The sequence below is a fragment of the Luteimonas sp. A482 genome, from assembly GCF_054072655.1.
This window is the reverse complement of record NZ_JBSVRO010000005.1, coordinates 31013-47248: the sequence shown is the minus strand read 5'-3', so window position 1 is coordinate 47248 and position 16236 is coordinate 31013. Positions and strand designations below refer to the sequence as shown.

Below are 16236 nucleotides of genomic sequence, written 5' to 3'. Positions count from 1 at the left end.
AGCAACCATGACCGCGTCCCCCGAGCTGCCCAACCTCTCTCCCGCCGCCGCGCACCTGCCCGCCCACGATGCACCCGGGTCGGGAGACGGTGGCGCACACGCGCCGCGGATCCTGATCCTCTACGGCTCACTGCGCCCGGAGTCCTACAGTCGCAAGCTCGCGCTCGAGGCCGAGCGCCTGCTGCGCCATTTCGGCGCCGAGACCCGCGTGTTCGATCCGCACGGCCTGCCGTTGCAGGGCAGCGTCGAAGCAGACCACCCCAGGGTGCAGGAGTTGCGCGCGCTGTCGCTGTGGTCGGAAGGCCAGGTGTGGGTGAGCCCCGAGCGCCACGGCGCGGTCACCGCGGTGTTCAAGAACCAGATCGATTGGCTGCCCTTGGAGGAAGCGGGTGTGCGCCCGACGCAGGGCCGCACGCTGGCGGTGATGCAGGTCTCCGGCGGTTCGCAGTCGTTCAACGTGGTCAATGCGCTGCGCGTGCTTGGACGCTGGATGCGCATGGTGACCATCCCCAACCAGTCCTCCGTGCCCAAGGCGTGGCAGGAGTTCGACGAAGCGGGGCGGATGAAGCCTTCGCCGTACTACGACCGCGTGGTCGATGTGATCGAGGAACTGGTCAAGTTCACCCTGCTGGTGCGCGGGCGCAGCGATTACCTGACCGACCGCTACAGCGAACGCAAGGGCGACGTGGCAGCCGGTGCGCTGGCGGCCGCGTCTGGCGCAGTGGCCGTGGCGCCTGCGGCGGCGGCATGAGCGAGATCACGATCTATCACAACCCGCGCTGCGGCACGTCGCGCAACACCCTTGCGATGATCCGCAACAGCGGCGAGACGCCGACCGTCGTCGAATACCTGCAGCACCCGCCCGGCCGCGAGCGGCTGTTGCAACTGGTGGAGGCGGCAGGCCTGGGCGTGCGCGGGATCATGCGCGCCAAGGAGCCGCTGCATGCCGAACTGCGCCTGGACGATCCGGGGCGCAGCGATGCCGATCTGATCGACGCGATGCTGGCGCACCCGGTGCTGATCAACCGCCCGATCGTGGTGACGCCGCTGGGCACACGCCTGTGCCGTCCTTCGGAGCTGGTGCTGGACATCCTGCCGCAGCCGCAGCGGGGCGCGTTCACCAAGGAGGACGGCGAACAGGTGGTCGACGAGGCTGGCCGTCGCGTCTGAGCGGATGTTCAGCCGGGAATGCGGGCGATGACCTTGATCTCGAAGTCGAAGCCCGCCAGCCAGGTGACCCCGACCGCCGTCCAGTTGGGATAGGGCGCCTGCGGGAAGACCTCGTTCTTGACCGCGAGGACCGTGTCGAACTGGTGTTCGGGGTCGGTATGGAAACTGGTCAGGTCGACGATGTCGTCGAGCCCGCACCCGGCGGCGCGCAGGGTTGCCTCGAGGTTGGCGAACGCCAGGCGGACCTGGGCCTCGAAGTCCGGCTCTGGCAAGCCGTCCTCGCGGCTGCCCACCTGCCCGGACACGAACAGAAAGCCGTTGCTGCGCACCGCCGGCGAATAGCGGTGTTGCTCGTACAGGGCCTGGCGGCCGGCGGGAAAGACGACATCGCGGGTGTTCATGGGGGATCTCCTGGCGGGGCAGGTGGCCCCGATGCGTGCGGCCACTCTAGGTGGCGACTCGGTTCCGATAAACGGCCCGTTCCCGGGATCACTGTTTGTAGAATCCAAACAATCCCGAGTGCAACTGGAGCTGCGCATGGACCGCTTTGATGCGATGCAGGCCTTCGTCCGCGTGGTGGAGACCGGCAGCTTCACGCGCGCCGCCGACACGCTGCAGTCGAGCAGGACGCGCGTGACACAGTTGGTGCAGCAGCTGGAAACGCACCTGCGGGTGAAGCTGCTCCACCGCACCACGCGCAAGGTCAACGTCACCGCCGATGGCACCGCGTACTACGAGCGCGTGGTGCGCCTGCTGGCCGACCTGGACGATGCCGAGACCAGCCTGTCCACGGCTTCGGACTCGCCGCGCGGCCGGCTGCGCGTTGACGTGCCCGCGCCGCTGGCCAGCCTGGTGCTGGTGCCGGCGCTGCCCGCCTTCCACGCGCGCTATCCCGACATCCAGCTCGACCTGGGCGCCAGCGACCGCAGGGTGGACCTGATCGACGAGAACGTGGACTGCGTGGTGCGCGGCGGTGAACCGACCGGCTCGTCGCTGCGTGTGCGGCATGTGGCCGACCTCCCGCTGGGCGTCTATGCCGCACCGGGTTACCTGGCGCGTGCCGGCGTGCCGGGCCATCCGCAGGCGCTGGAGGAGGGTTCGCACCGCATCGTCGGCTATCGCGGCTCGCGCAGCGGCGTGCCGCTGGCGTATGCGATGCGCCGCGGCGATGAGCAGGTGCAGGTGCATGGCCGCCACGTGCTGTCGGTCGACGACGGCAATGCCTACCTGGCCGCAGGGGTGGCGGGCATGGGCGTGCTGTGGCTGCCGCGTTACATGGCGCGCACGCCGCAGTCACGCGGCGAACTGATCGCGCTGTTCGAGGACTGGCAGCTCGATCCCATGCCGCTGTACGTGGCCTTTGCACCAAGCCGGCACGTCAGTCGCAAGCTGCGCGTGTTCATCGACTGGATCGTCGAGCTGATGGCGCAACATGCGCCGGAGATCCAGCCGCCGTCGATTCCCGCGCCTGCTGCAGCGCCGAAGCCCCCGCCACTGGCGCCCCCCGCGAAGTAAGCGTGGGGCAGGGGCAAGCGCCGGCGCCTCGCTGCCATGACACGCCCGAAACGGACGGGGGCGCCGAAGCGCCCCCGTCGTCTTGCCGTCTGGTGCAGCCCGTCAGCGCAGCTGCAGTACCACCACCGACTTGGCCGGCAGCTCGACGCTGAGCGTACCGCCGGAGACCGTCGCGCCGTCGAACGCCACCGGCTTCACCTGCTCCGGCTGCTCGAAGGTGTTGTGCGACGTGATCGCGCCCGCCGTCAGCACCCGGCCCGACACCGACGAGGCCTGAAGCCCCGAGACGCTGGCCGACACGCTGGCCGCCTTGTCCGGATCGAGGTTGGACAGCGCGACGTAGACGTGCCCGTCCTTCGCGCGCACGGCCGAACCGTGCACCGCCGGAACCGATGTCTCGCCGTGGCGGTACTGCGGCGTCTTGAGTTCGAACGGCAGGTGGGTCGCGTCCTGCCAGGGCTTGTACATCTCGAAGACGTGGTAGGTGGGCGTGAGCAGCATCTTCTCCTCGTCGGTGAGGATCATCGCCTGCAGCACGTTCACCATCTGCGCGATGTTGGCCATCTTCACCCGTTTGGCATGGCGGCTCATGATGTCGAAGTGCAACGAGGTCACCAGCGCGTCGCGCAGCGTGTTCTGCTGGTGCAGGAAGCCCGGGTTCACGCCTTCCAGGCCGGCGTACCAGGTGCCCCATTCGTCGAGGTACAGCGCGACCTTGTTTTCCGGGTCGTGCCTGTCCATCACCTCGATGTGCTTGCGCAGCAGCTCGTCGACCTTGAGCGCGCTCGACAGCGTCTCGATCCAGCCAGCCTCGTCGAACTCGAACGAGGAGGCGCGCGGCGGCCAGCCGCCCGGCACCGTGTAGTAGTGCACCGACAACGCATCCATGTGCTTGCCGGCGATCTTCATCATCACCTCGGTCCAGTTGTAGTCATCGGCGTTGGCGCCGGCTGCGACCTTGGTCACCTGGGTGCCGGCCGGCACCTTGACGAAGGTCTGGTACTGGCGGTGCAGGTTGGCCGCGTGCTCGGGCGTCATGTTGCCGCCGCAGCCCCACATCTCGTTGCCGACGCCGAAGAAGGGCAGCTTCCAGGGCTTGTCGCGGCCGTTGGCGCGGCGTTCCTCGGACAGTGAGGATCCGCTTTCATAGGTCATGTACTCGACCCATTCGGCCATTTCGCGCGGCGAGCCGCTGCCGGTGTTGCCCGAGACATAGGCGTCGGTGCCGATGAGTTCGGCGAAATCCATGAACTCGTGGGTGCCGAAGCTGTTGGGCTCGGTGACGCCGCCCCAGTGGGTGTTGATCTTGACCCGGCGCTTGTCGCGCGGACCGACGCCGTCGCGCCAGTAGTACTCGTCGGCGAAGCAGCCGCCGGGCCAGCGCACCACGGGCACCTGCAGGTGCCTGAGCGCGGCGACCACGTCGTTGCGGTAGCCCTTCGTGTTGGGGATCTTCGAATCTTCGCCCACCCAGATGCCGCCGTAGATGCCATAGCCCAGGTGTTCGGCGAACTGGCCGAAGATGTAGCGGCTCACGGTATCGCCCGGCTGGTCGGCGCGCAGCGTCGCGGTGGCGGACGCCTTGTCCTGGGCGCCGGCCATGCCGGCGGCGAGCAGGGCGGAGGTGAGCGCAAGCGTGCGCAGCGTGGTTTTCAGCATCGGTGTCGCCTCTTGGTGCGGAAAGTGAAAGCCGTCGGGGCGCGTTGCACGCGCCCCGGCACAGGTATCAGAACCGGTAGCGCATCCCGACCGCGAAGGTGCGGCTGTACAGCGCGGTGCCGAAGTTGTGCGTGGTCGGGTGCTGGTAGTAGCTCTGGTACAGCTCGTTGGTGAGGTTGGTGGCGTCGAAGGTCAGCGAGAGGTTCTCGCTGGCATCGTAGCTGAGCTGGAGATCCATGCTCTTCTCTGCGTTGAAGTACACGCCCAGCGGGTTGGCGAACAGCGCCGCCTCGTAGTGATGCAGGAAATCGTCGCGCCACACGTAGGACAGGCGCGCGCCGAACTTCGCCCGCTCGTAGGCCAGCACCACGCTGTAGGAGCTGTCGGAGATGCCGAACATCGGCGTGGTCTGGACGTCCACCACTTCTCCGGCGCTGTTGGTCACCGGGATGTCCTGGGTGGAGTCGAGCGCGGTGTAGCTGGCCTGCACGCCGAAGCCGTCGAGCAGGCCGGGGAGGTTCTCCGGGAACCAGACCACGCCCAGCTCCACGCCCTCGAGCTCGCCGTCGGAGGCGTTGTCGGGCTGGCTGAGGATGTAGTCGTAGTTCTCGAAGGTCACGCGGCGGCGGAAATCGGTGACCATGCCTTCGATCTCGCGCCGGAACAGGGTGGCGTAGACCGCGCTGCCGGGCGAGTAGTACCACTCCAGGCCGAGGTCGTAGTTTTTCGACTCGGTCGGCGCCAGGCCCGGGTTGCCGCCGCTGGCGGTGCCGTAGCCGATGTTGGTCACGTCCTCGACGTAGATGATGTTGGGGTTGAGCTGGTTGAAGGCCGGACGGCGCAGGGTTTCGCCGTAGGCCGCCCGCAGCATCAGGTCGGGGGTGAAGGCGTAGCGCAGCATCAGGCTGGGCAACAGCTTGGACGCGCTGGCCGAGGCGCTGCCGTCGCCGAAGACCATGTCGGTATCGACGTTGACGTAGCGCAGGCCGAGCTGTCCGTCGAGCGTCTGTTCGCCCAGTTCGAAGGCGAAATCGCTCTGCAGGTAGACCGCCGAGGTCGCTTCCTCGACGTTGAAGTTCTCCGTCAGCGACAGCTGGTCGCCGGTCGGCCGGCCGTACAGTTCGCGGTAGAAGTCGGCGTTGTCGCGGATGTAGTGGCCGTCGGGTACCACCCACGAGGTGGGCACGTTGGAATGGCCGTCGAAGAAGCCCCGGTTGATCGAGGCCAGGCCGCCATTGGCGGTCAGCGAGCAGTCCGGCAGCGCGCGGTCGCAAGCGTTGTCCGGCCCGACCCGCATGCCTTCGCTGGCGCTGCGCTCGTCGTGGCGCATGCCGAAGGCGAGCTTGTGGAACGGACCCCAGTCGGCGGCGTATTCGCCGTCGAAGGTGAAGGTGGTGGCGTCGCCCTTGGCGTAGTTGGCGTTGTCGTAGAGCTGCGCCACGTTCCACTGCGCGGGATCGGCCGGATTGCTCTCATCGATGTCGGCCGTGGCCGGGTCGTCGTCGAAGCCGAAGGCCGGCTTGCCGCCGCCGCTGTTGAAGTCGACCCAGACGCTGGGGCTCACGCGGTCGGCGCGCATGGCGAAGAAGTCGGTGCTGAACTCGCTGTTCTGGTGGGTCAGTTCGGACTTGAGCTCAAGGCGGTCGCCGACCTGCCAGCGTCCGCCCAGGGCGTAGAGCATGCTGTCGGTCTTGCCGGTGGACAGGTCGCCGCTGGTGAAGTTGTAGGGAAAGCCGATTCCGCTGCGCGAGCGCACGACGTTGGTGCCCGGATACAGCCCGATGTTGTCGGCCGCGTTGTCGCCCAGGGCGCCCCACCAGTCGACGAACGAGAACAGCAGCGAGTTGAACGACTCGTTGCGGTAGCCGTTGTAGAAGGCCTCGAACAGGTATTCGGAGGTGTCGTTCGGCGCCCACTGCAGCGCGACGCTGGCGGCCGGCCGCTCGCGCTTGCCGGCAAGGTCGCTGGCGAAGATCGCGTCGCGCGAGAGGATGTAGTCGTACTGCTGGCCGCGCACCGGCACGGTGGAGCCGGGGCTGAAGGGCAGCCCCGCCTCCAGGCCCGGCTGCCAGACTTCCTGGCCGTCGATGACGGTGGGGATCCGCTCGAACGGCGCGAAGCCCGCAGGCGCGTTGTCGGTGAAGAACGGCACCATCGCGCCGGCGGTCACGCTCTGGTCGCGGTAATGGGTGACGGCGTAGGAGACGTTCGCCAGTGCGCCGAAGCGGCCGCCGCCCACGTCCCAGGTGTTGGAGACCAGGGCGCTGAGGTTGGGGTCGGTCTCGTCGTTCTGCTCCTGGTGGATGGTGCGAGCGGCCACCACGGCAGTGGCGCCGTCGAAGTCGAAGGGACGGTGGGTGTGGATGTCGATCACGCCGGCGATGCCGGTCTCGATCAGGCTGGCCGAGCGGGTCTTGTAGATGTCGACGCTGGACAGCAGGCTGGCCGGGATGTCGGCCAGCGCCACCGAACGGCCCGAGGCGGTGAAGATGTTGCGGCCGTTGATGGTGGTGGTGACGTCGTTGAGGCCGCGGATCGACACCGTGGACACCTCTCCGCCGCCGCGGTCGGTGGTTTGCACGCCGGTGACGCGCTGCAGCGCCTCGACCAGGTTGTTGTCGGGGAACTTGCCGATGTCCTCGGCGACGATCGCATCGACGATCTGCATCGAGCCCTGCTTGATCTGCAGCGCGTCGATCATGCTGGCGCGCAGGCCGCGCACCTCGACCCGTTCGAGCTCGACCGCGTTGTCTGGCGAGGTTGAAGGCGCGCAGGTGGCGTCGGGATCGTCGGGCGTGGGGCAGGGCTGGGCAGCCTGCTGCGCCGCAGCGGGCAATGCGGCGAGCGCCAGCAGCATCGCGGCGGGCAGCACGGCGCGGCGCAGGGCACGGGTCGGTATCGGGCGGTCGGGACGGTTCATGGGCATGCCTCTTCGTTCGTGTTCGTCCGGCGTGGCGCCGGCGCGGACCATGCGGAAACCCGGGAACACCGGTAATCCGGTGTCATCCCTGGTGCGGAAACTGGGTGGTATGCGGGGCGTGCGGAACGGCGCAGGCCGGGTTGCGGTGCTGCCGTGGTCCACGGACGAAGGGCGAGTGCGGTGCGCGGCATGCGCGCACGCCGACTGCTGCTGTGTGCGTCGTCACTTTCAACCCCTCCCGGTCTACGAATGGACGCGATCAACCCGAGTTGTGGGGCCGCTGCCTGGGGCGGCGGCCGGTGCATCGCGGCGCTTGCGGTGTCGTCGCCTTTTTGCGATGCAGGTCGAGAATAGGCGGGCCGTCCATAACCTTCTAATGAATTTAACGAGTAGATCGATATCGGTTCCCGTATGTGCCCTGAGCCATTCCAATCCCGCCATCTGCTATTCCGGAAGCGGGGTGGCATCGCCCCGGCAGGCGCACCTATGCTGCGGCGCGAAGGCAAATCACGGGAGCTGCGTGGACAGGATCCGATCGTTCGGCCACTTGGCCGATGGCCGCGCGGTGCACGCGCACCGCATAGGCGACGCGCATGGGGTATGTGCGGAGATCCTCGATCTCGGCGGCATCCTCGCGCGGCTGCGCGTGCCCGGCGAAGACGGGCCGGTGGACGTGGTGCTGCGCCTGCCGGACGCGGCGGCGTATTTCGATGATCCGGCGTTCCTCGGGATCCTGGTCGGGCGCTATGGCAACCGCATCGGTGGCTCGCGCTTCACGCTGGACGGCCAGGCGCGCGTGCTGGCCGCCAACGAGGGCCGCAACCATCTGCATGGCGGCATGCTCGGCTTCGGACGGCGCATCTGGACGGTGGAAGCGCACGATGCCGACGCGCTGGTGCTGCGCCTTCGCTCGCCGGCGGGCGAGGAGGGATATCCGGGCAATCTCGATGTGGTCGCGACCTATCGGGTGACGGGTGATCGACTGCAGCTGGTCTTCGAGGCGACCACCGATGCCCCGACCCCGTTCAATCCCACGCATCATCCCTACTTCAACCTGGCGGGCGATGCGGCGGTGCCTGCGTCGGCGCAGCTGCTTCGGGTGCCGGTGGCGGGGCTGCTGCCGGTATCGGAGGAACTGATCCCGCTGGGCCATGTGCAACCGGCAGCGGACACGCCGTTCGATTTCCACCAGGCCGCGACGCTGGCTGCGCGCTTCGACGCTGCCGATCCACAGCTGCGCATTGCGGGCGGCTACGACCATTGCCTGGTGCTCGAGCCCGGCCACGCGTTCGCCGCCGCGCTGTATTCGCCGCACAGCGGCGTGGCGATGCGCATCGATTGCGAGGCGCCGGCGCTGCAGCTCTACGGTGGCCAGGCGCTGGCGCGCCAGCATCCGGGCCTGGGCGACGGGCTGTGCCTGGAGCCGCAGGACTATCCCGACGCACCCAACCAGCCGGCGTTCCCGGATGCGATCCTGCGACCGGGCCAGGCGTACCGGCGCGACATCCTGTACCGCTTCGCATGCCCGGGGCGTGGCCGGCCATGGGCCGAAGTGGCGGCGGCGCTGGAACGCGCCTGACGCCGCGCCGGCATGCCGATGCCGTAACCGGGCCACCATCCGCAAGCGGTACGCAGCTGCGTGCCGCTCCAGAGCGCTTCCGTGGAGACTAGACACGTGTCAATCATCAACCTCGCCATCGTCGGTGTCGGCAAGATCGTGCGCGACCAGCATCTCCCGGCCGTGGCCGCTAATGCCGACTACCGGCTGGTCGCAGCGGCCAGCCGCAACGGGCGAGTCGAGGGCATCGACAACTTCGGTTCGATCGAAGAGATGCTGTCGACGCTGCCGTCGATCGACGCCGTCTCCCTGTGCATGCCGCCCCAGTACCGGTACGCGGCGGCGGTGAAGGCGCTGGCGGCCGGCAAGCACGTGTTCCTGGAAAAACCGCCCGGCGCCACGCTCTCGGAGGTCGAGGACCTGGCCGCGCGCGCCGACGCGAGGGGCGTGTCCCTGTTCGCCAGCTGGCATTCGCGCTACGCCCCGGCGGTGGAGACGGCCCGCGCGTTCCTGGCCGGCACCCGCATCCGCTCCATGCGGGTGACCTGGAAGGAGGACGTGCGGCAGTGGCATCCAGGGCAGGAGTGGATCTGGCAGCCCGGCGGCCTGGGCGTGTTCGACCCGGGGATCAATGCGCTGTCCATCGTCACCAGGATCCTGCCGCGGCCGGTGTTCGCCACCGCTGCGACGCTGGAATTCCCGGAGAACCGCGCGGCGCCGATCGCCGCGTCGATCGACTTCACCGATGCGGCCGGGCTGGACCTGGTCGCCGAGTTCGACTGGCGCCAGACCGGCAGGCAGAGCTGGGACATCGCCGCCAGCACCGATGCCGGCGAGATGCTGCTGTCGGAGGGCGGCGCGAAGCTGTCGGTGGATGGCCAGCTGGTCCACAGCGAGCCGGAGCAGGAGTACCCGATGCTGTACCGGCGCTTTGCCGAACTCATCCATGCCGGGCGCTCGGACGTGGACCTGGCGCCGCTGCGGCACGTGGCCGATGCGTTCATGCTGGGCCGGCGCAAGCTGGTGGCGGCGTTCCACGACTGAGGGCAGGACCGAGCAGGCATACAAGAACCCGTATCGATTTCTCGCCCAAATGAATTGGATGCATATCCATCAACCCGGCAGAATGCGGGGTCGACACCACCGGGATGACGGGCCGCGCAGATGCGATTGATCCAGCTGAAGGACGATGCCGGGCAGCTCCGGGTCGGCGTGGTCGATGCCGACGGCGCGCAGGTGCGCCTGCTCGACGGCGTGGACAGCATGTACGCCCTGGCCGGGGTGGCGATCGCCACGGGCCGCAGCCTGGCCGACGAGGCCACGGCCGCGCCCGGTGATACCCGGCTCGATTACGCCGCGCTCCTGCAGCAGGACCGCGTGCTGGGCCCGCTGCACCATCCCGATCCCGCGCACTGCCTGGTCACCGGCACCGGCCTGACCCATCTGGGCAGCGCCGCGGCGCGCGATGCGATGCACCAGAAGCTGCAGCAGCAGGCCGACGAGGGCACGCTCACCGATTCGATGCGCATGTTCCAGTGGGGCGTGGAAGGCGGCATCCCGAAGCCCGGCGAGCCCGGGGCGCAGCCCGAATGGTTCTACAAGGGCGACGGCGCGATCCTCGCCGCGCCCGGCCAGCCGCTGGAGTCGCCCGATTTCGCCCTCGACGGCGGCGAAGAGCCCGAACTGGTCGGCCTGTACCTGATCGGCCCGGACGGAACCCCGCACCGGCTCGGCTTTGCGATCGGCAACGAGTTTTCCGACCACGTCACCGAGCGCCAGAACTACCTCTACCTCGCGCACTCCAAGCTGCGCGCCTGCGCGGTCGGCCCCGAGCTGCGCGCCGGGCCGTTGCCGCGGGACCTGCGCGGCACCAGCCGCCTGCGCCGCGGCGGGGACGTGGTGTGGGAGAAGCCCTTCCTCACCGGCGAGGCCAACATGTGCCATTCGCTGGAGAACCTCGAGTACCACCATTTCAAGTACGCCGCGCACCGGCGTCCGGGCGACGTGCACCTGCACTTCTTCGGCACCGCGACGCTGAGCTTTGCCGACGGCGTGCGCGCGGAGGCGGGCGACGTGTTCGAGATCGAGTTGCCCGAACTGGGCGCGGCGCTGCGCAATCCGCTGCGCACGGTCGCGTCCGGATTCGCCCCCGGCGGTGTGCGCGCACTGTAAGGTGCGACGCACGATGCGGGTTGACGCCAGCATCGACCCGGGCTGCAGTTTTTTCCCGCGCCTACGGAAGGTGCCGAAGGCGGATGGGGGCCGCCAAAGGCGCACCATGGCAAACACAGCAATCAGCAAGGAGACATGACGTGACCGACCAACGCTACAGCAGCTACATCGCCGGCCAGTGGGTCGAAGGCGAGGGCGATCACGCCAACGAAAATCCGTCGGACCTGGCGACGCCGGTCGGCCACTACGGCAGGCTCGACGCCGAGCGCACCGGGCAGGCGGTGGATGCGGCCGCCGCGGCGCTGCCGAAGTGGTCGCTGTCCAATCCGCAGCAGCGCGCCGACATCCTCGATGCGGTGGGCAGCGAGATCCTCGCCCGCAAGGAAGAGCTGGGCCGCCTGCTGGCGCGCGAGGAGGGCAAGACCCTGCCCGAGAGCATCGGCGAGGCCGCGCGCGCCGGGCAGATCTTCAAGTTCTTCGCCGGCGAGGCGCTGCGCATCCCGGGCGAAAAGCTGGCGTCCACCCGCCCCGGCGTCGATGTCGAAATCACCCGCGAACCGGTCGGCACCGTCGGCATCATCGCGCCCTGGAACTTCCCGCTCGCGATCCCGGCCTGGAAGATCGCGCCGGCGCTGGCCTATGGCAACACGGTGGTGTTCAAGCCGGCCGAGATCGTGCCCGGCTGCGCCTGGGCGATCGCCGAGATCCTCTCGCGTGCCGGCCTGCCAGAAGGTGCGTTCAACATGGTGCTCGGCAGCGGCCGCACCGTCGGCCAGGCGCTGGTCACGCACAAGAACCTGGACGCGCTGACCTTCACCGGTTCGGCGCCCACCGGCCATGCGCTGCTCAAGCAGGCGGCCGAGCGCGCGCTCAAGGTGCAGCTGGAAATGGGCGGCAAGAATCCGCTGATCGTGCTGGCCGATGCCGACCTGGACAAGGCGGTGGAATGCGCGGTCAACGGCGCGTTCTTCTCGACCGGCCAGCGCTGCACCGCATCGAGCCGGCTGATCGTCGAGAGCGCGGTGCACGACGAGTTCGTCGCGCGCGTGCAGGCACGGCTGGCGAAGATCCGCGTCGGCGATCCGCTGGAAGCCGGCATCGACATCGGCCCGGTCGCCAGCGGCGATCAGCTCAAGACCAACCTGTCCTACATCCAGGCCGGCCACGACGACGGCGGCGAGCTGCTGGCCGGCGGCGAGCGCGTGGAGTGGAAGACGCAGGGTCATTTCCTGGCGCCCACGCTGTTCACCGCCAAGCCCGAGGACCGCATCGCGCGCGAGGAGATCTTCGGCCCAGTGGCGGCGGTGCTGCGCGCCGACGACTACGAGCACGCGCTGGCGATGGCCAACGACACCGAGTTCGGCCTGTGCTCAGGCATCTGCACCACCTCGCTCAAGTACGCCACGCACTTCAAGCGTCACGCGCAGGCGGGCATGGTGATGGTCAACCTGCCGACCGCGGGCGTGGATCCGCACGTACCGTTCGGCGGGCGCAAGGCCTCCAGCTACGGGCCGCGCGAGCAGGGCCGCTACGCGGTGGAGTTCTACACCACGGTCAAGACCGCATACACCGCGGCCTGAGGCCGCGACGTGCACGCGCGCCGAGGGGGCGCCGTGCGCGTGTTCTGGTAGCGCAAACACTAACGACGTTCGGGAGGGAGCGATGCGGAAGTTTCTGGGTGTGACGGCGATGCTGTGCGCGGCGGTGCTGGCCGGGTGTTCGGGCGGCAGTGATGGCGCGGACGAGGCTGCCGGCGAAGGCGCGATCACCGTCGGCTTCAGCCAGGTGGGCGCGGAGAGCGAATGGCGCACGGCCAACACGCGCTCGGTGAAGGAAGCGCTGGTCGCGCCGGACTTCAACCTCAAGTTCTCCGACGCGCAGCAGAAGCAGGAAAACCAGATCAAGGCGCTGCGCTCGTTCATCGCGCAGGGCGTCGATGTGATCGCCTTCTCGCCGGTGGTCGAAACCGGCTGGGATACGGTGCTGCGCGAGGCGAAAACCGCCGGCATCCCGGTGGTGCTGACCGACCGCGCGGTCAACGTCGCGGACGAGTCGCTGTACGCAACGTTGATCGGCTCGGACTTCGTGGAGGAGGGCCGCCGCGCCGCGCGCTGGCTGGTCGAGGACAGCGAAGGCAAGGCCGGGCCGGTGCGCATCGTCGAGCTGCAGGGCACGGTGGGGTCGGCGCCGGCCAATGATCGGATGAAGGGCTTCAAGGAAGTCGTCGATACCGACGCGCGCTTCCAGATCGTGCGCTCGCAGAGCGGCGATTTCACCCGCGCGCGCGGCAAGGAAGTGATGGAGGCGTTCCTCAAGGCCGAGGGCCGCGACATCGACGTGCTGTTCGCGCACAACGACGACATGGCGATCGGCGCGATCCAGGCGATCGAGGAGGCTGGGCTCAAGCCGGGCACCGATATCCGCATCGTCTCGATCGACGGCGTGCGCGGTGCGTTCGAGGCGATGAAGGCCGGCAAGCTCAATGCCACGGTGGAGTGCAATCCGCTGCTGGGCGAGCAGCTGGCGCAGCTGGTTCGCGACGTGCACGCCGGGCGCGAAGTGCCCAGGCGCGTCCAGGTGGAGGAGGGTGTGTTCACCCAGGACCAGGCCGAGGCGGAACTGCCCAACCGGAAGTACTGAGGGGTACGCGTGGCGTTGATGGGAATGCGCGCTTGAATCCCGTGGTCCTCAACGCTGAAGGACTGCACAAGCGTTTCGGCGCCACCCGCGCGCTCGATGGCGCCGGGCTGTGCCTGCGTGCCGGCGAGATCCACGCGCTGATGGGCCAGAACGGCGCCGGCAAATCGACCCTGATCAAGCTGCTGACCGGCGTGGAAACGCCCGACGCCGGCAGCGTGACCCTCGATGGCCGCGTCATCGCGCCGGGCAGTCCGCTGGACGCACAGCGCGAGGGCATCAGTACCGTCTACCAGGAGGTCAACCTCTGCCCCAACCTGTCGGTGGCCGAGAACCTCTACGCCGGGCGCTATCCGCGCCGTTTCGGCATGATCGACTGGAAGCGCGTGCGCGAGGGCGCGCGTGCGCTGCTGGCGGAGCTGCACCTCGATCTCGACGTGGACCGGCCGCTGTCGTCCTGCCCGGTGGCGATCCAGCAGATGGTGGCGATCGCGCGCGCGCTGGGCGTCTCGGCAAAGGTGTTGATCCTCGACGAACCCACATCGAGCCTGGACGAAGGCGAGGTGCGCGAACTGTTCGCGGTGATGCGCCGCCTGCGCGAGCGCGGCATGGCGATCCTGTTCGTCACCCACTTCCTTGACCAGGTGTATGCGGTGTCCGACCGCATCACCGTGCTGCGCAACGGCGGCCTGGTGGGCGAATATCTGCCGGCCGACCTGCCGCAGGCGGCGCTGGTGCGGGCCATGGTCGGGCGCGAAGTCGAACTCGCGGGTGGGCGCGACGACAGCGCGGTCACGCCGGAAGACGCGCCCGTCGTGCTCGAAGCGCGCGGCCTCGGCCGTCGCGGCAGCCTGCATCCGGTGGACCTGCAGCTGCGTGCCGGCGAAGTGCTGGCACTTGGCGGCTTGCTCGGCGCCGGACGTACCGAACTTGCGCGGCTGTTGTTCGGGCTGGATCGCGCCGGCAGCGGTGAGCTGCGGGTCGATGGCGCGAAGGTCGACCTCCAGCATCCGGCCGATGCTGTCGCCCACGGCATCGCGCTGTGCCCGGAAGAACGCAAGACCGAAGGCATCGTCGCCGGCCTGTCGGTGCGCGAGAACATCGTGCTGGCGCTGCAGGCGCGGCGCGGCTGGCGGCGCGCGCTGCCGCGCGCGGAGCAGGCGCGGATGGCCGAGCACTACGTCGCCCTGCTCGGCATCCGCACGGGCGACATCGAGACGCCGGTTGGCGCACTGTCGGGCGGCAACCAGCAGAAGGTGGTGCTGGCGCGCTGGCTGGCCACGCAGCCCAGGCTGCTGATCCTCGACGAACCCACGCGCGGCATCGACATCGCCGCCAAGCAGGAAATCATGGCCGAAGTGGTGCGCCTGGCGCGCGAGGGGATGGCGGTGCTGTTCATTTCCGCCGAGATCGAAGAGCTCACGCGCCTGGGCGACCGCATCGCGGTGCTGCGCGAGCGACGCATGGCCGGCGAGCTGCCCGGCGGCAGCGATGGCCGCCAGGTGCTGGAACTGATCGCGGGGCAGGGGTGATGTCGACTGCCCCCATGCCGCAGCCTTCGATCATGCGTCGCGCGTTCGGTCATCCGCTGGCCTGGCCGCTGCTGGCGCTGGTGCTGCTGCTGGTCGGCAACGGCCTGTTCAACCCGGGCTTCCTGTCGCTGGAATGGCGCGACGGGCGGCTGTACGGCAACCTCGTCGACATCGCCAACCGCGCCGCGCCGCTGATCCTGGTGTCGCTTGGGATGACCCTGGTGATCGCGGTGCGCGGCCTGGACATCTCGGTGGGCGCGGTGCTCGCCATCGCCGCCACCGTTGCCGCGTGGACGATCACGCGCATGACGGCGGGTGGGGCTACCGGCCTCGCCCCGCTGTTTGCCGCCGTCGCCGCGGCGCTGGCGGCGGCCGCAGTCTGCGGTATGTGGAACGGCCTGCTGGTGGTGAAGGTCGGCATGCAGCCGATCATCGCCACCCTGATCCTGATGGTGGCCGGGCGCGGCATCGCGCAGCTGATCAGCGACGGCCAGATCCTGACCATCTACTACCCGCCGTACGCCTTCATCGGCGGCGGCTTCCTGCTGGGCCTGCCGTTCTCCCTGTTCGTGGTGGTCGCGGTGTTCGTGGCGCTGAAGCTGCTGCTCGATCGCACCGCACTGGGCCTGTTCGTGCGCGCGATCGGCCACAACCCGCTGGCCGCACACGTGGCCGGCGTGCGCGCAAGGGCGATCACCTTGTCGCTGTACGTGTTCAGCGGCTTCTGCGCGGGACTGGCGGGCCTGCTGGTGAGTTCCAACGTCGCCAGCGCCGATGCCAACAACGCGGGCCAGCTGCTGGAGCTGGACGCGATCCTCGCCGTCGCGCTGGGGGGCACGGCGCTGGCGGGCGGACGCTTCAGCTTGGCCGGCAGCCTGGTTGGCGCGCTGATCATCCAGGCGCTCACCACCACCATCTACGCCATCGGCGTGCCGCCGCAGGTCAACCTGGTGGTCAAGGCGCTGCTGGTGCTGGCGGTGCTGCTGCTGCAGTCGCCGGAGTTCCGCGACCAACTGCGCGGCCTGGTCACGCGGCCGGCACGGGGGCAGGCATGAGCGCCGTGCCGCTGCGCG

At 68.9% G+C, this 16236-nt stretch carries 13 protein-coding genes; 10 read left to right on the top strand and 3 right to left on the bottom strand.

The window, feature by feature from the left end; translation table 11 throughout:
* The first annotated feature begins 7 nt into the window (after window positions 1–7).
* Both arsH and arsC read left to right on the top strand, forming a co-directional pair.
* Window positions 8–751: an arsenical resistance protein ArsH gene (gene arsH, locus ACW5DW_RS13825; protein WP_457019647.1), complete on the top strand. Its 744-nt coding sequence runs from the start codon at window positions 8–10 to the stop codon at window positions 749–751.
* Complete coding sequence (gene arsC / locus ACW5DW_RS13820) at window positions 748–1170, top strand: arsenate reductase (glutaredoxin) (RefSeq protein WP_457019646.1); 423 nt, start codon at window positions 748–750, stop codon at window positions 1168–1170. The genes arsH and arsC overlap by 4 nt, the downstream gene beginning before the upstream one ends.
* Window positions 1171–1178: 8 nt before the next feature.
* Here arsC and ACW5DW_RS13815 read toward each other — a convergent pair whose 3' ends face one another.
* Window positions 1179–1571, bottom strand: a complete 393-nt coding sequence (locus ACW5DW_RS13815; RefSeq protein WP_457019645.1) for a RidA family protein — start codon at window positions 1569–1571, stop codon at window positions 1179–1181.
* 136 nt (window positions 1572–1707) lie between these two features.
* Between ACW5DW_RS13815 and ACW5DW_RS13810 the strand changes: the two genes are divergently transcribed.
* Window positions 1708–2685, top strand: coding sequence for a LysR substrate-binding domain-containing protein (locus ACW5DW_RS13810; protein WP_457019643.1), 978 nt, complete (start codon window positions 1708–1710; stop codon window positions 2683–2685).
* A gap of 102 nt (window positions 2686–2787) precedes the next feature.
* Here ACW5DW_RS13810 and ACW5DW_RS13805 read toward each other — a convergent pair whose 3' ends face one another.
* Both ACW5DW_RS13805 and ACW5DW_RS13800 read right to left on the bottom strand, forming a co-directional pair.
* Window positions 2788–4344, bottom strand: a complete 1557-nt coding sequence (locus tag ACW5DW_RS13805; protein WP_457019642.1) for an alpha-N-arabinofuranosidase — start codon at window positions 4342–4344, stop codon at window positions 2788–2790.
* 67 nt (window positions 4345–4411) lie between these two features.
* Complete coding sequence (locus tag ACW5DW_RS13800; RefSeq protein WP_457019641.1) at window positions 4412–7264, bottom strand: TonB-dependent receptor; 2853 nt, start codon at window positions 7262–7264, stop codon at window positions 4412–4414.
* A gap of 520 nt (window positions 7265–7784) precedes the next feature.
* On the opposite strand from ACW5DW_RS13800, the gene ACW5DW_RS13795 reads away from it, so the two are divergent.
* The 7 genes from ACW5DW_RS13795 (at window position 7785) to ACW5DW_RS13765 (ending at window position 16218) form a co-directional block, all read left to right on the top strand.
* On the top strand, window positions 7785–8843 hold the full coding sequence (locus tag ACW5DW_RS13795; RefSeq protein ID WP_457019639.1) for an aldose epimerase family protein: 1059 nt from the start codon (window positions 7785–7787) through the stop codon (window positions 8841–8843).
* Window positions 8844–8939: 96 nt separating this feature from the next.
* Window positions 8940–9866 carry a Gfo/Idh/MocA family protein gene (locus tag ACW5DW_RS13790; RefSeq protein ID WP_457019637.1) on the top strand — a complete coding sequence of 309 codons (927 nt, stop codon included), beginning with the start codon at window positions 8940–8942 and terminating at the stop codon, window positions 9864–9866.
* Window positions 9867–9986: 120 nt separating this feature from the next.
* A complete protein-coding gene (araD1, locus tag ACW5DW_RS13785) occupies window positions 9987–10994 on the top strand; it encodes an AraD1 family protein (protein ID WP_457019636.1) in 1008 nt (335 codons plus the stop codon).
* A 140-nt stretch (window positions 10995–11134) separates the two neighbouring features.
* Window positions 11135–12574, top strand: a complete 1440-nt coding sequence (locus ACW5DW_RS13780; RefSeq protein ID WP_457019635.1) for an aldehyde dehydrogenase family protein — start codon at window positions 11135–11137, stop codon at window positions 12572–12574.
* Between the two features lie 82 nt (window positions 12575–12656).
* A complete protein-coding gene (locus tag ACW5DW_RS13775; protein WP_457019634.1) occupies window positions 12657–13634 on the top strand; it encodes a substrate-binding domain-containing protein in 978 nt (325 codons plus the stop codon).
* 41 nt (window positions 13635–13675) lie between these two features.
* Window positions 13676–15163: a sugar ABC transporter ATP-binding protein gene (locus ACW5DW_RS13770; protein WP_457019890.1), complete on the top strand. Its 1488-nt coding sequence runs from the start codon at window positions 13676–13678 to the stop codon at window positions 15161–15163.
* Window positions 15163–16218 (top strand): ABC transporter permease, encoded by a 1056-nt coding sequence (locus ACW5DW_RS13765; protein ID WP_457019633.1) that lies wholly within the window; start codon window positions 15163–15165, stop codon window positions 16216–16218. The genes ACW5DW_RS13770 and ACW5DW_RS13765 overlap by 1 nt, the downstream gene beginning before the upstream one ends.
* Window positions 16219–16236 lie beyond the last annotated feature (18 nt).

Bases quoted from the DNA above. Each gene is read 5' to 3' on its own strand.
- araD1 (WP_457019636.1), top strand. From the start codon at position 9,987: ATGCGATTGATCCAGCTGAAGGACGATGCCGGGCAGCTCCGGGTCGGC.
- ACW5DW_RS13775 (WP_457019634.1), top strand. From the start codon at position 12,657: ATGCGGAAGTTTCTGGGTGTGACGGCGATGCTGTGCGCGGCGGTGCTG.
- ACW5DW_RS13765 (WP_457019633.1), top strand. From the start codon at position 15,163: ATGTCGACTGCCCCCATGCCGCAGCCTTCGATCATGCGTCGCGCGTTC.
- ACW5DW_RS13815 (WP_457019645.1), bottom strand. From the start codon at position 1,571: ATGAACACCCGCGATGTCGTCTTTCCCGCCGGCCGCCAGGCCCTGTAC.
- ACW5DW_RS13800 (WP_457019641.1), bottom strand. From the start codon at position 7,264: ATGAACCGTCCCGACCGCCCGATACCGACCCGTGCCCTGCGCCGCGCC.
- arsH (WP_457019647.1), top strand. From the start codon at position 8: ATGACCGCGTCCCCCGAGCTGCCCAACCTCTCTCCCGCCGCCGCGCAC.
- arsC (WP_457019646.1), top strand. From the start codon at position 748: ATGAGCGAGATCACGATCTATCACAACCCGCGCTGCGGCACGTCGCGC.
- ACW5DW_RS13805 (WP_457019642.1), bottom strand. From the start codon at position 4,344: ATGCTGAAAACCACGCTGCGCACGCTTGCGCTCACCTCCGCCCTGCTC.
- ACW5DW_RS13810 (WP_457019643.1), top strand. From the start codon at position 1,708: ATGGACCGCTTTGATGCGATGCAGGCCTTCGTCCGCGTGGTGGAGACC.